At 42.4% G+C, this 13,466-nt stretch carries 12 protein-coding genes and 1 riboswitch; of the genes, 10 read left to right on the top strand and 2 right to left on the bottom strand.

The features are described 5' to 3' along the window. Positions 1-90 precede the first annotated feature (90 nt). The 8 genes from CUU64_RS15910 (at position 91) to CUU64_RS22110 (ending at position 8,855) form a co-directional block, all read left to right on the top strand. Complete coding sequence (locus tag CUU64_RS15910; protein WP_101634724.1) at positions 91-1,812, top strand: ABC transporter ATP-binding protein; 1,722 nt, start codon at positions 91-93, stop codon at positions 1,810-1,812. Position 1,813: 1 nt separating this feature from the next. Further along, positions 1,814-3,616 carry an ABC transporter ATP-binding protein gene (locus tag CUU64_RS15915; protein ID WP_101634589.1) on the top strand — a complete coding sequence of 601 codons (1,803 nt, stop codon included), beginning with the start codon at positions 1,814-1,816 and terminating at the stop codon, positions 3,614-3,616. A gap of 293 nt (positions 3,617-3,909) precedes the next feature. Beyond that, positions 3,910-4,335: a DUF4064 domain-containing protein gene (locus CUU64_RS15920; RefSeq protein ID WP_180954632.1), complete on the top strand. Its 426-nt coding sequence runs from the start codon at positions 3,910-3,912 to the stop codon at positions 4,333-4,335. Between the two features lie 243 nt (positions 4,336-4,578). Then, positions 4,579-6,630: a carbon starvation CstA family protein gene (locus CUU64_RS15925; protein WP_101634591.1), complete on the top strand. Its 2,052-nt coding sequence runs from the start codon at positions 4,579-4,581 to the stop codon at positions 6,628-6,630. A gap of 14 nt (positions 6,631-6,644) precedes the next feature. Next, positions 6,645-6,848 carry a YbdD/YjiX family protein gene (locus CUU64_RS15930; RefSeq protein WP_101634592.1) on the top strand — a complete coding sequence of 68 codons (204 nt, stop codon included), beginning with the start codon at positions 6,645-6,647 and terminating at the stop codon, positions 6,846-6,848. 219 nt (positions 6,849-7,067) lie between these two features. After that, a complete protein-coding gene (locus tag CUU64_RS15935) occupies positions 7,068-8,294 on the top strand; it encodes an ammonium transporter (protein ID WP_101634593.1) in 1,227 nt (408 codons plus the stop codon). 12 nt (positions 8,295-8,306) lie between these two features. Beyond that, positions 8,307-8,669 carry a P-II family nitrogen regulator gene (locus CUU64_RS15940; protein WP_101634594.1) on the top strand — a complete coding sequence of 121 codons (363 nt, stop codon included), beginning with the start codon at positions 8,307-8,309 and terminating at the stop codon, positions 8,667-8,669. 33 nt (positions 8,670-8,702) lie between these two features. After that, the gene (locus CUU64_RS22110) at positions 8,703-8,855 is read left to right on the top strand and encodes a hypothetical protein (RefSeq protein WP_180954633.1); all 153 of its coding nucleotides are present in this window, start codon (positions 8,703-8,705) and stop codon (positions 8,853-8,855) included. 73 nt (positions 8,856-8,928) lie between these two features. Here CUU64_RS22110 and CUU64_RS15945 read toward each other — a convergent pair whose 3' ends face one another. Then, complete coding sequence (locus CUU64_RS15945; RefSeq protein WP_101634595.1) at positions 8,929-9,291, bottom strand: VOC family protein; 363 nt, start codon at positions 9,289-9,291, stop codon at positions 8,929-8,931. A gap of 419 nt (positions 9,292-9,710) precedes the next feature. Here CUU64_RS15945 and CUU64_RS15955 point away from each other — a divergent pair, with 419 nt between their 5' ends. Continuing rightward, positions 9,711-10,103, top strand: a complete 393-nt coding sequence (locus tag CUU64_RS15955; RefSeq protein WP_101634597.1) for a hypothetical protein — start codon at positions 9,711-9,713, stop codon at positions 10,101-10,103. A gap of 193 nt (positions 10,104-10,296) precedes the next feature. Here CUU64_RS15955 and CUU64_RS15960 read toward each other — a convergent pair whose 3' ends face one another. Continuing rightward, a complete protein-coding gene (locus tag CUU64_RS15960; RefSeq protein ID WP_101634599.1) occupies positions 10,297-11,712 on the bottom strand; it encodes an NAD-dependent succinate-semialdehyde dehydrogenase in 1,416 nt (471 codons plus the stop codon). Positions 11,713-12,417: 705 nt separating this feature from the next. Continuing rightward, a riboswitch (SAM riboswitch) is annotated at positions 12,418-12,509 on the top strand. Between the two features lie 214 nt (positions 12,510-12,723). Between CUU64_RS15960 and CUU64_RS15970 the strand changes: the two genes are divergently transcribed. Continuing rightward, positions 12,724-13,437 (top strand): phosphoadenylyl-sulfate reductase, encoded by a 714-nt coding sequence (locus CUU64_RS15970; RefSeq protein ID WP_101634600.1) that lies wholly within the window; start codon positions 12,724-12,726, stop codon positions 13,435-13,437. Positions 13,438-13,466 lie beyond the last annotated feature (29 nt).

The raw sequence follows: 13,466 nt of genomic DNA on the forward strand, positions 1-13,466 counted from the left end.
AAAGAAATAAATATAAGATTGTATACTAAGAGGTATGTTTCCAAAAAAGAGGAAAGCTTGTAATAAGGGAAGGGAAATCTGGTGAAAGATATGAGAAAACTTGCTTTTTTTCTAAAGCCCTATAAGCTCCCTATTGCCGTCGCGCTTTTTTTGATGCTCTTTGAATTGGCAGTCGAGCTCATCCAACCGCTTTTAATGGCGAAAATCATAGATGAAGGGGTATTGCAGAAAGATCTGCGGGTGGTGTATCTGTGGGGAAGTATCCTCGTAGGTGTGTCTATCCTCGCTTTTATCGGCGGTATTGTTAACTCCTATGCTGCGGCCCACGTCAGTCAAGGTTTCGGATTTGATATGAGGAAGAGCTTATTTCATAAAGTCCAATCCTATTCATTCACGAATCTTGATAAATTTCCCGCATCATCCCTGATTACCAGACTGACAGGAGATGTCACCATTCTTCAAAATACAGTGTTTATGGGCCTGAGAATTATGATGCGAGCCCCTCTGCTCGTCATTGGCGGGACAGTTATGGCTTTGTTGGTAAATGCGAAATTAGCATTCATTCTGCTGATTACAATCCCTATCCTGGTTTATTTCCTTTTCTGGATTATGGGCAGGGCCGGGCGGCTATTTAGGGAGGTCCAGTCAAGGTTGGACACCGTGAACGGCATCATGCGGGAAAATTTAAATGGAATGCGCCTTATCAAGGCATTTATCAGACAAGACTTTGAAAATACAAGGTTCCGGCATGCTACTGAACGGTTAAAGGAAAAAACCGAGGCTTCTTTAAGATTAATAGAAACGACACTACCCATCTTATTGTTCGTTTTAAATATAGGTGTTATCGTGATCCTTTGGTTTGGAAGCCAACAGATCATCTCGGGGGATGCGCAGGTCGGGGAAGTTGTTGCGATAGTCAATTATGTAACGAGAATTACCGCATCATTCTCTGTTTTTTCCTGGCTTATTATGGCCATGTCAAGGGCTGGGGCTTCAGCTCAGCGCTTAAACGAGGTATTTTCTACAAACATCGATTTACTAGATTTGGAGGATGGGGATGAATCTTGTGAAATAAAGGTTGGAAGCGTAGAATTTTGCCAAGTTTCGTTTCAATATCCAGCCGCTGCAACACATGTTTTGCAGAACATATCGTTTGTGGTGAAGCCAGGCGAAACGGTGGCTATTCTAGGAGGTACAGGTTCAGGGAAAACGTCCCTTTTCCAATTGATTCCCCGTCTGTATGATCCTGATGGGGGAAAGGTTCTTATTGATGGCACAGATGTCAAAAAGTTTAAGCTTGATACATTAAGAAAACAGATTGGTGTTGTCCCGCAGGAGGCGCATCTCTTCACCGGTTCGATACGGGAAAATATTGCCTGGGGAAAAGAAGAGGCAACAGATGAAGAAATTTTAACAGCTGCCAAGGATGCACAAATCCATGGCACAATAGAAACACTCCCGAAGCGATATGAAACAATGGTTGGACAAAAGGGCGTTAATCTATCAGGCGGCCAAAAACAGCGGTTATCCATCGCAAGGGCCCTGGTCAGGAGACCAAAGATTCTTCTTCTGGACGACAGTACCAGTGCACTGGATGCCAATACGGAATCCCGTCTTCTTGAGGCATTGGAAAAGTATCAGTGCACTACTTTTATTATCACTCAGAAAATTATTACAGCCAAAAGTGCGGATTTGGTTTTGCTCCTCGATAATGGTGTTCTTATAGCACAGGGCAGTCATGAAGAGTTGCTTAGAAGCGAGCCGCTTTATAAAAGTATTTTTGAATCACAGTATAGAGAGGAGGCCCTTTAATATGAGACGGGTAAACCCTTCAACAGGTCCCGCCCATCACCACGCCCCTAAAACTCCGATAAAGCCGCGTAATGGGGCGTCTACCATTAAGCGTATCTGGATGTACCTGTGTAATAAAAAAAGGGTTTTAATCCTTGTTTTATTAATGGTGGTTTTAAGCTCCTCGTTAAGCCTGCTAGGCCCGTATCTCGTGGGAAAGGCAATAGATAACTTTATTGTGACGGGGGAAAACAGCGGCCTGATTGCGCTGTTGCTTTCTTTGGTGGTCGTTTATTTCGTGCATTCCCTTACAGTATGGCTACAGAATTTCTGGATGATTGGAATCGCTCAGGATACGGTAAAAACAATGCGAAACGAAGTGTTCGGGCATCTGCATACATTACCGATCAAGTTTTTCGACGACCGGCAGCATGGAGAATTGATGAGCCGGGTTATCAATGATATTGAAAATGTCAGCTCCACTTTGAATAGCTCGGTTATCCAGATATTCTCTAGCCTTCTGACATTGGCAGGGACCGTAGCCGTTATGATTTGGTTAAGCCCATTGCTGACATTGCTGACGCTTTTGATCGTGCCCTTGATGTTTGGAGGAATGAAGTGGATCACTAGCAGGACAGGCAGGCTGTTTAAGGAGCAGCAGAGGAATCTTGGAGAATTAAATGGATTCATTGAAGAAACTATTTCAGGACAGCGCATTGTGAAGATATTCTCCCAGGAAGAGAAAGTCCTCGGCCGTTTTGTTGATAGAAGTGAAAAACTTAAGCAGTCAGGATATCTTGCCCAGGCTTATTCAGGTTTTATTCCTAAATTAATGAATGTATTAAACAACCTTAGTTTTGCGATCATTGCCGGTGTTGGCGGGATATTGGCCGTGAAAGGAGCCATCTCTATCGGGACGATTGTGATTTTTACGGAGTATTCAAGGCAGTTTACCCGTCCATTAAGCGACCTTTCGAATCAATTTAATACCTTGCTTTCAGCAGTTGCCGGTGCAGAAAGGGTTTTTGAAATTCTAGATGAGGAAGAAGAAGAGGAAGATAAAAAAGAAGTTGAACATCTAGAGCAAATGAGGGGTAGAGTGTTTTTTGAAAATGTTTGTTTTTCCTATGAAGAGGGTTCAAATACACTCAACAATGTTAGTTTCCACATCAACAATGGGGAAACAGTTGCCCTTGTAGGTCCGACAGGGGCCGGGAAAACAACCATCATCAATCTTCTCACCCGTTTTTACGAACCGGATAGCGGCCGGATTTTGATTGATGGCCATGATACCAGAAATGTTACAAGAGGCAGCCTTCGAAAGCATATGGGCTTCGTATTGCAGGATTCTTTTTTGTTCGAGGGAAGCATCCGCGAGAATATTCGTTATGGCCGGCTTGAAGCCACGGATGCCGAGGTGGAGGAAACGGCTAAGCTCGCTAACGCTCATTCCTTCATCATGAAACTGCCGCAAGGATATGATACGGTCTTGAAACAAGATGGCGGAGGGATCAGCCAGGGACAGCGGCAGCTGCTATCTATCGCTCGAGCCCTATTGGTTGATCCGAAGATTTTAATTCTAGATGAAGCAACCAGCAGCATCGATACCATCACTGAACTACAAATCCAGGAGGCATTGGAGCATTTAATGCAAGGGAGGACCAGTTTTGTAATTGCGCACAGGTTAGGTACCATCCGGAAGGCTGACCAGATACTTGTCCTCCAGGATGGGCGCATTATGGAAAGGGGCACTCACGATTCATTGCTTCGCCAACAAGGTTTATATTACGGGCTCTATAACCGCCAGCACACTGAAGGGTTTTGACCGGATGAAGGGGACGTTTATGTCCTTTTTTTGTGAAGAGGGGAATGAATAGGGTTTTGGGGTTTCAAGAAAAGGAAAAATTTGTAGTACTAAATATTTTCAATAAATGTTAGGCCGGGCGGTTCGGTACGAAAGGACTGTTTATACACCAAGATGAAACGAAATGTCCCGGTGATCGTATAGTCTTGAAAGGCGCCTTCGGCTTAAGTGTATCAAAATGGCAAGGTAAAACAAAAATTTTTCCTTTTTTCATGCTATAGGCTAGTACAAGTAAATGAAGGAGGTTTATGAGAATGAAGCGAATTGGTGAATATGTTTTAGGAATCATTGGAGTCATTTTGTCGGGGCTGATGCTAATATGCGGATTATTATTTTTATTTATCGAGGGAAATGAAGAGATGAAATCGGAAATGGATAAAATGATGCAGAGTGATCCGGCTCTAACAGGTACCGATATAACAGCTGTGCTGAACATGTTCGGGGCGATTGGATGGGCGTTTACGATTGCGTCCATTCTTGGTCTTGTGCTCGGGCTAGTTGCCATTTTTGTACTAAAGGCGCGAAAGCCAAAAGCAGCCGGAATACTTTTTATATTGGCTGGCGTCCTCGTAGCGCTGGTTTCGATATTAGCGGGGTTTTTACCAGGTATTCTTTATCTGATTGCAGGAATCATGTGTCTGGTGCGTAAACAGCGGCCAAGTGATTTAGTTTCCAGTTAAATATATTTTGCAAGACTGAACGCTAACAAAAGCTTGCATAGTTCTATATGCTGGCTTTTTTTAAGTGAAATTCTCGGTAGAAAAAGGGGTAGTTCAAAAATAGAAATTGCATTTATGAGAAAAAATATTTTATAATTGAAAATAGATAGAAAATTCTTAACTTTAAAGAAAAGAGGGGTTATTAGTAAAAAACAGAATATCATGTAAAGAAAAAAATTATATTTGAGAAAGAGGTGGGGAAAAATGAAAGCGCTTAAATCAATAGTGCTGTGGGGAGTTATTTCTGCTATCGGGGCTGTTAGCTTTAGTTATATTGCCTTGAAACGCGGAGAGAGCATTAATGCAATCTGGATATTGACTGCTGCTGTCTGTGTATATGCGGTTGCCTATCGTTTTTATAGTAGATTTATCGCCAATAGGGTATTTGAGTTAAATGACGATCGCATTACTCCGGCAGAAGCTAATAATGATGGAAAAGACTATGTACCGACAAATAAATGGGTCCTGTTTGGGCACCACTTTGCTGCTATTGCAGGTGCAGGCCCTCTTGTAGGCCCAATATTGGCTGCGCAAATGGGTTATTTGCCTGGAACCCTTTGGATTGTAGTAGGAGTTGTTTTGGCCGGTGCCGTTCAGGACTTTGTTATTTTATTCGGCTCCATGAGACGAAACGGGAAATCACTTGGTGAAATGATAAAAGAAGAAATCGGCCCTGTCACAGGGACAATTGCAATGTTTGGCATTCTCGGAATCATGATTATTTTATTAGCAGTTCTTGCTTTGGTTGTGGTTAAAGCGCTTGTAGGAAGCCCTTGGGGTATGTTCACCATCGCGGCCACGATCCCTATTGCGATTTTCATGGGGATTTATATGCGTTACATAAGACCTGGCCGGGTTGGGGAAGGTTCGATTATCGGGATTGTGTTATTGCTTCTATCCCTATATGGAGGCCAATTGGTTTCTAAGAGTCCGACACTTGCTCCCATGTTTACATTTAGCGGGGAATCGATTGCCCTTATGATGATTGCCTACGGTTTTATTGCTTCCGTTTTGCCTGTATGGCTTTTGCTCGCCCCGCGTGATTATTTAAGTACTTTTTTGAAGGTCGGAACCATTATAGGCCTTGCTTTAGGTATTCTTATTGTGGCACCAAACCTGGAGATGCCCGCTGTAACCAAGTTTATTGACGGAACAGGGCCTGTTTTCGCCGGAAATCTGTTTCCGTTCTTATTCATAACAATAGCTTGTGGTGCTATCTCAGGTTTCCATTCACTCATCTCATCAGGTACCACACCTAAAATGATCGAGCGGGAAACGCATGCCCGGCCCATTGGTTATGGGGCGATGCTTACCGAATCCTTCGTAGCTGTTATGGCTATGATTGCTGCATGTGTATTGACGCCTGGTATTTATTTTGCGATCAATAGTCCGCCTGCAGTAATTGGTCCAGATGCAGTTACGGCTGCAGCCACTATTTCTGACTGGGGCTTCAAGCTGACTCCGGACGATTTAACAGGTTTGGCTGATAAAGTAGGAGAAGAATCCGTTATTTCACGGACTGGCGGTGCGCCGACCCTGGCAATTGGGATGGCGGTTATTTTTGCTGAGGTTATCGGCGGGAATGCTATGATGGCATTCTGGTATCACTTTGCGATACTCTTTGAAGCATTATTTATCTTGACCACGATTGATGCAGGAACCCGGGTAGGTCGCTTTTTGATCCAGGATCTTGTTGGAACCTTCTACAAGCCTTTTGCAAATACTGAAGCGTGGGTTCCGAATATCATTGCAACGGCGCTTTGCGTGTCAGGCTGGGGTTATTTCTTGTATCAGGGTGTAATCGATCCATTAGGCGGTATTAATACTTTGTGGCCATTATTTGGCATAGCAAACCAAATGCTTGCCGGAATTGCGCTTCTACTCGGGTCCACCATCCTGTTCAAAATGGGGAAGAAGGCATATACATGGGTTACGCTCATTCCTACTACCTTTGTGTTGATCGTAACAATGACCGCCGGATGGCAAAAGCTGTTTCATGAAAACCCAAGGATCGGTTTCTTGTCGCATGGCCAGGTTTTCAAGGATGCGATTGATAAAGGTGAAGTACTGGCTCCTGCCAAAACTATGGGGCAAATGAGGCAGGTCTTGTTCAACGATTATGTGGATGCGGCCCTGTGTGCCTTCTTTATGTTAATTGTTATAACAGTATTTATTTCAGCAGTCCGTTTATGGATGAAGGTGTTGAAAAACCAGGAGGTTACGCTCCATGAAACTGTCCATACACACCGGGCCTAAAAAGGAGGGAAAAGATGCTTAAGAAAATATCAGAGATACTAAGCTATCGAAAGCAATTTATCAGCCTTCTAGTGGGGGTGCCCTCGTATGAAACGTATGTCGACCATATGCGTTCACATCATCCGGGTGAGCCTGTAAAGAGTCGCAAGGAATTTTTCTGTGAAGCACAAGAAAACAGATTTAATGCAAAGGGTGGGAAAGTCTCCCGGTGCTGTTAATCAAAAAAGAGATCTGAATAAGCAACTCAAAATGAATGGTACTCTCCTCATGAGGGTATCTTTTTTTTATAAAAAACTAATGTAAGGAAACATAACATAAAATTGAAAATTATTGAAATTTTACTTGAAATTTAATTATTTAGACTTTATGATAAGTTTAACAACAAATTATGTTAGAAAACGTAACATTAAAACAAAAACAAGAAAGGGTGGAATGATATGGAATTAGGAGATGCGGTGTTTATGTTTATCGCAACATTGTTGGTCTGGTTAATGACTCCAGGAATTGCGCTATTTTACGGAGGAATGGTTAGAAGCAAAAATGTGCTGAGCACAGCAATGCATAGTTATATGCCAATGGCAATTGTATCGGTTTTATGGGTGCTGGTAGGATATTCGCTTTCTTTCTCTACTGGAGGCAATGCTTTTATAGGGAACCTTGACTGGGTAGGGTTAAAAGGAGTAACATTTGAACCCAATGGGGACTATAGTGCCACCATTCCACATAACATGTTCATGATGTTTCAAATGACCTTCGCGGTTTTAACGGTTGCCATTATTTCAGGAGGCTTTGCTGAACGGATGAGGTTTTCAGCATTTATCGCTTTTATTATAGCTTGGTCGTTGCTTGTATACGCTCCAGTAGCCCACTGGGTATGGGGAGTTGGCGGATGGTTGCGGGAGCTGGGTGCCCTGGATTTTGCGGGAGGAAATGTTGTCCATATATCCTCTGGTGTAACAGGTTTGGTGTTGGCAATTCTTTTGGGGAAACGCAAGGATCTAGAGTCAAGCTCCCCACACAATCTTCCATTAACCTTTTTAGGAGCAACCTTGATCTGGTTCGGATGGTACGGCTTCAATGTCGGCAGTGCTTTAACAATTAACGATGTTGCCATGACGGTGTTCGTCAATACAGCAATTGCTGCTTCCGCCGGAATTATCGGATGGTTGTTGGTTGAATTTATGGTAAATAAAAAGCCCACAATGCTTGGGGGCCTCTCAGGAGCGATAGCCGGCCTGGTCGGAATCACACCGGCGTGCGGGTTTGTCACACCTTCAGCATCCATTATTATTGGGTTTGTCGGAGGGATGGCATGTTTCTGGGGAGTAACGTATCTAAAGAAGAAACTAGGCTACGATGATGCGTTGGATGCGTTTGGTTTGCATGGGATTGGCGGCGTATGGGGTGGCATTGCCACAGGCCTTTTTGCAACAACATCTGTTAATTCCGCCGGCGCCAATGGCCTTTTTTATGGCGATATAAGCCTTTTGTGGAAACAGGTAGTGGCAATACTAGCGACATTTATCTTTGTCTCTCTCGTAACTTACTTTATCGCCAAGTTGATTAATGTGGTAGCACCAATCCGCGTAGACGAAGAACAAGAATCTCTTGGGCTTGATTTAACGCTGCACGGTGAAAAAGCATATCATGAAACAAATTTTTAAGGGGGACCTAAGATGGGAGAGGCGTTAACAAAAATAGAGATTGTCACACGTCCGAGCAAATTTGATCAGTTCAAACAGGAACTGGCGAAAATAGGCGTCAGTGGAATCACGGTTTCTGATGTAAAAGGAACAAGCTTACAAAAAGGACTTATCGAGACATACCGGGGTATGAAGCGGGAAATCACACTTTACGACCGAATTAAAATTGAAATCGTCGTATGTGAAGTGCCTGTAAAGGATGTGGTTGAGGTTGCGAGACGATTTTTAAATACTGGCGAGCCCGGGGATGGAAAGATATTTATCTATGAACTTTCAAATGTCATTAAAATCAGAACAGGTGAAGAAGGGCATGATGCGTTAAAAGATGATAAATAACTTCCAGGCGGACTGTTGTGCAGGAGGGGGACGATGGGAAAGTTAGTGAAGCTAGTTAACACGGAAAAGTTAAAGATAATAAACTTACTTATTCGTGAGAAGGCATATCAACCTGATGATCGCAACTATTTGTTTAGCCTGCCGTTAAAAAACTTGGAGGAAAGGCTTGAGCAATTGAAAAAATAATATAAGAGAAAAAGAAGCAGAAACGTGGTTTTTGCTTCTTTACTTCCTTTTTAATGTAAAGAAAAATAAATGATTACCCTTTTATCAAAAATGAATTTCCGTCTTCATCTTTAAAGGTAGCGAAGGTTCCCCATTGCATTTCATTCAGCCCGCCCTCGAATTGTACTCCATTATCCTTCATTTGTTGGTAACTCTCTTTTACATTGTCGGTTTCGAACACAATCGATGGCTTCAGTTCCGCCCAATTTTTCATCATGCGTTTCGGGTAAATTACAAGAGCTGTTTCCGCCCCTTTAGGACCTACTTCCAGCCAATAGCTGCCCGGCGCCATTTCTCTTTCCGCGAAAACATCAAAACCAACTTTTTCTGTCCAAAAAACCTTGGCTTTTTGCTGGTCTTCCACATAAATAGCTGCAGTTGCGATTTTAGTAATCATGAATTTGCTCCTTTACAAAAATTTTCAATAACTTTATTTTATCGGTTATTCATACACGTTATCAAGTGAACTTTGCGGACGATGGTTTCACCTGGATTTTTCTGAAATTTAAAATTTTTATGCTGCCATGAATGAAAGAACTTTAAAGGAGATCCATCCGCGTGCTGGAGGGAACAAAGAAAAAGGATTGCTAGGATGCAAATTTATATGATGGTAAGGATTCGTTTGTTTCAAGGTTTGGTGAGGGTTAGATTGAACTATTAGCACCAGTCCCTTGAAGAGCGGATTCTTGACTTAGGATGTGGCACAGGTGATTTAGCCAATAAACTTTTGCATAGCGTATACCTACCCTACAAAAAACTGAAACGCAATCACTAATATGTTAAGGATGCATATTTTATTTCATGGGGTGGGCTAGAATGGTGAACTATGCAAATTCAAACAGCATTAAAAAAGAAAACAAAATTGCCGAGCTAGAGAAGCAGGTCTCTTTAGGGCTTTGGATTCAATCAATCGGACAGATTATCGAACTTAGCGGGTTATCAGGTCTGTTACAATTGGAGGATGGAGATTTAACTGGTGAAAAACAAATATTAAGCGGTGTTTGGATTAAGACAATTGGCCAGGTATTGGAAGCCATCTCTGTATCAAGGCAGATAGGAGAAACAGATAAGGCAAAATTGTTTGAAGAACAAAAAATCGCCATAACAGGAGATTTGCTTGTGTCTATAGGGGCTGCTATAGAAGTGGCAGGAGGAATAAAAGCGTTGTCTGAAGAGGGAATTTCAGGGATTCCTTTGATAATTCCATAACGAAGAAAGCTGCTGCAGTACCCCCAGTTCGCAGGAAGAAAGACAGAGATAACAGTTACTATAACAGTTGGGATCCTCGGCAACCCAGTGGAGAGAAGGGAGGGACCCAACTGTTTTGGTTATCGTTTCAAAATACTTTCTGAACGGCCAAATTGTCGATCCGCATGCTTCTCCATGCGGTCTTCAGTTTGTCCTATAAGCCCAGTGAAATATATTTCACTTCTAAAAACTCGTCAATTCCAAAATGGCCGCCTTCGCGACCTAGGCCGCTTTGTTTAAAGCCGCCGAATGGAGCCTGTGGGGTTGATGGCAGACCGTCGTTTAGCCCGATAATTCCATATTCCAGGGCTTCGACTACTTGAATACCCTTAGTTATATTTTCTGTGAAGACATATGCTGCAAGTCCGTATATTGAATCATTGGCCCGTTGAATGGCTTCTTCAGTTGTTTTAAATGTAGAAATCGGCATCAGTGGCCCGAATGTTTCCTCCTGCATGCAAAGCATCTTGTCATTAATATTTGAAAGCACTGTTGGTTCGATAAAAAGGTCCTTGCTCGTACCGCCGGTTTCAAGCTTTGCCCCAAGTGTGATTGCATCATCAATGTGGGCCTGCACTTTATTGATAGCCTTCTTATTGATTAAAGGCCCAATATCCGTTCCTTCCTCTAGACCGTTTCCTACCTTTAGTTGTTTTACTTTTGGTATAAGTCTATCAATAAATGCCTGATAAATTGATTCGTGAACATACACTCTGTTCGAACAAACACAGGTCTGGCCTGCGTTGCGGAATTTTGAGGTGATAACACCGTCAACAGCTTTGTCCAAATCCGCATCTTCAAGGACGATAACAGGTGCATGGCCCCCTAACTCCAGGGATATTTTCTTTACGGTTTCTGCAGAACCTCTCATCAACAGCTTTCCAACTTCGGTTGAACCGGTAAAGGTGAATTTTCTCACACGCTCATCCTCAAGCCAAGCTTCCCCAATTTCTTTGGCGTCACCAGTCACGACATTAATAACCCCTTTTGGAATACCTGCTTTTTCGCTGAGCTCTGCCAGTTTTAAAGCGGTGATGGGAGTTAATTCAGCAGGCTTAATGACTGCCGTGCAGCCAGCTGCCAGGGCAGGTGCGATCTTACGGGTAATCATTGCTGCAGGGAAATTCCAAGGAGTGATTGCCGCTACCACACCAACCGGCTGCTTTGAAACAAAAAGCCTCTTATTACGGTGGGTTGCCGGGATTGTTTCTCCATATACACGTTTCCCTTCTTCCGCATACCAGGATAAGAATCCATTGGCATATGACATTTCCCCTCTTGCTTCTTTTAAAGGTTTTCCTTGTTCGGTTGTCATCGCTACAGCCAGATCTTCCAGATTCTCGTTGATTAAATCGTACCACTTCCGGATAAGTTCTGAACGTTCGTATACGGAATAAGCGGACCAATCACTAAATGCTGCATGAGCAGCATCCACCGCAAGCTTAGCTTCATGCGAACCACCGTTTGGGACCGTCGCAATGACCTCACCCGTAGCCGGATTTTCTACCTCGATTGTATTAAAACCTTCACCGACCCATTCGCCATTAATAAACATTTTATAATGCTCCATGTAAAAACCTCCCTTTGTATTCTAAAATATCTACTTTGTAAATAGTAATTGTGTCCTTCATGATGGCTATTTCTTTTCATTATAAATGATTCGCATCCCAGGCCGGAAAAATTTTGCCTTAATAAATGAAGGACAAATGGTAGAGTAGGAAATTCTGGATAGAAGATATAAACCCAAATACTAGAATTTATAGACATTTCCTACTTAAAAAAACATTTCTTTAAACAGTGGTGCAGAAACGCCATTAACATTAATATTCTCATCAGGTCCAGTTTTTGACAAAAAAAATATGATTGCCAACGGGGGTCTTTTTCGTTAGATTGAGGATTACTCCGAGATGAGAAATAGAATTAAATTCATAGAATTGGAATGACATAAAGGTTTACCTGAACGACTTATAAATGATGAATCTTGTAAAATTCCGAAATGCGGATTTAACCCGGAACAGATTTCAGAAGGTGTCGGCCTCTTCAGTATGGAAGAGAGGGCGCGGTCTGCAGTTGGGAAAACTGAAATCCATTCCTCCTCAAATAATGGAAAAAAATTATTTTAAAAGCGCCAAAAACCTATAGATGAAAAAGAACCGGGCAACACAGCTGACTCAAGGCGATCCTGTAGGTGAGGGAGCTATTTTTTAATTCCGAGTATTTTAATCAGAAAACTTATTGACATGACCAAATATTATGATATTATTTAAAATAATTAAACTTATCAAGAGCGACGGAGGGGATTGGCCTGATGAAGTCCGGCAACCTGCAAGGTGCTCCATCCAACAAAATGCAATTGGAAGATAAGGAATGTTTGGTACATTGCCTAAACTTATCTTTCCGAAAAGGAAAGTTTTTTAAATGGGTAATATAGAAATATTGGGCTTAACAATGATTGATTTTGGGTAACAGCACACCTGTCGCCGGAATATATTTTTACAAACAAATAAGGATGGCTGACTAGACAAACTACAGGCGGTATTGACGTTTTTTGGTTGATGCTGCTTTTTTGGGGGCATATTACATGGACAATTTATTGGTTTATGATCGTTATGATACGTTTTCCCCTGTGGATTTTTCAATTGATAACGACACAAAAGGGGCGTTGGAGGTCTTAGAGTGGGCGTATGGACACTATGGGGATGACCTGGTGTATGCCTGCAGTTTCGGGATTGAGGGAATCGTATTGATCGACTTGATTTCCAAGGTTAATGAACGCGCGAAGATCGTGTTTTTGGATACAGACCTTCATTTTAAAGAGACTTATGCCTTAATAGAACAAGTAAAAGAGCGATATCCGCTGCTGCAGATCGAAATGAAAAAGCCGGTGTTTTCGCTTGAAGAACAGGCAGCTCAGCATGGAGAGGCTTTATGGGAAACTGCACCGAACAAATGCTGTGAAATCAGGAAGGTCATCCCACTTAATGAAGCTTTATCAGGAGCCAAAGCTTGGTTATCTGGACTGAGAAGGGAACAGTCAGAAACAAGAAAAAACACCCAATTTATTAATAAAGACAACAAATTCCAATCGGTTAAGATTTGTCCGCTCATCCACTGGACATGGAAGGATGTCTGGCGCTATGCCCATAAAAACGGGCTACCGTATAATGTTCTTCATGACCGCGGATATCCGAGCATAGGTTGTGAAAAATGCACCCAGCCAGCCTTCACTGAAGATGATTTAAGGTCTGGGCGTTGGAGCGGAAAAGGGAAAACGGAATGCGGACTTCATTTGTAATCAATTATTAAAAGATTGATGAGCCTTAT

It is taken from the genome of Bacillus sp. V5-8f (assembly GCF_002863565.1).
GTDB lineage: Bacteria > Bacillota > Bacilli > Bacillales > DSM-1321 > Peribacillus.

What these genes read in the sequence shown, in the direction of transcription:
- CUU64_RS15930 (WP_101634592.1), top strand. Translation starts at nt 6,645, where the DNA reads ATGCTTAAGAAAATATCAGAGATACTAAGCTATCGAAAGCAATTTATC.
- CUU64_RS15925 (WP_101634591.1), top strand. Translation starts at nt 4,579, where the DNA reads ATGAAAGCGCTTAAATCAATAGTGCTGTGGGGAGTTATTTCTGCTATC.
- CUU64_RS15970 (WP_101634600.1), top strand. Translation starts at nt 12,724, where the DNA reads ATGGACAATTTATTGGTTTATGATCGTTATGATACGTTTTCCCCTGTG.
- CUU64_RS15935 (WP_101634593.1), top strand. Translation starts at nt 7,068, where the DNA reads ATGGAATTAGGAGATGCGGTGTTTATGTTTATCGCAACATTGTTGGTC.
- CUU64_RS15920 (WP_180954632.1), top strand. Translation starts at nt 3,910, where the DNA reads ATGAAGCGAATTGGTGAATATGTTTTAGGAATCATTGGAGTCATTTTG.
- CUU64_RS15945 (WP_101634595.1), bottom strand. Translation starts at nt 9,291, where the DNA reads ATGATTACTAAAATCGCAACTGCAGCTATTTATGTGGAAGACCAGCAA.
- CUU64_RS15910 (WP_101634724.1), top strand. Translation starts at nt 91, where the DNA reads ATGAGAAAACTTGCTTTTTTTCTAAAGCCCTATAAGCTCCCTATTGCC.
- CUU64_RS15955 (WP_101634597.1), top strand. Translation starts at nt 9,711, where the DNA reads ATGGTGAACTATGCAAATTCAAACAGCATTAAAAAAGAAAACAAAATT.
- CUU64_RS15960 (WP_101634599.1), bottom strand. Translation starts at nt 11,712, where the DNA reads ATGGAGCATTATAAAATGTTTATTAATGGCGAATGGGTCGGTGAAGGT.
- CUU64_RS22110 (WP_180954633.1), top strand. Translation starts at nt 8,703, where the DNA reads ATGGGAAAGTTAGTGAAGCTAGTTAACACGGAAAAGTTAAAGATAATA.
- CUU64_RS15915 (WP_101634589.1), top strand. Translation starts at nt 1,814, where the DNA reads ATGAGACGGGTAAACCCTTCAACAGGTCCCGCCCATCACCACGCCCCT.
- CUU64_RS15940 (WP_101634594.1), top strand. Translation starts at nt 8,307, where the DNA reads ATGGGAGAGGCGTTAACAAAAATAGAGATTGTCACACGTCCGAGCAAA.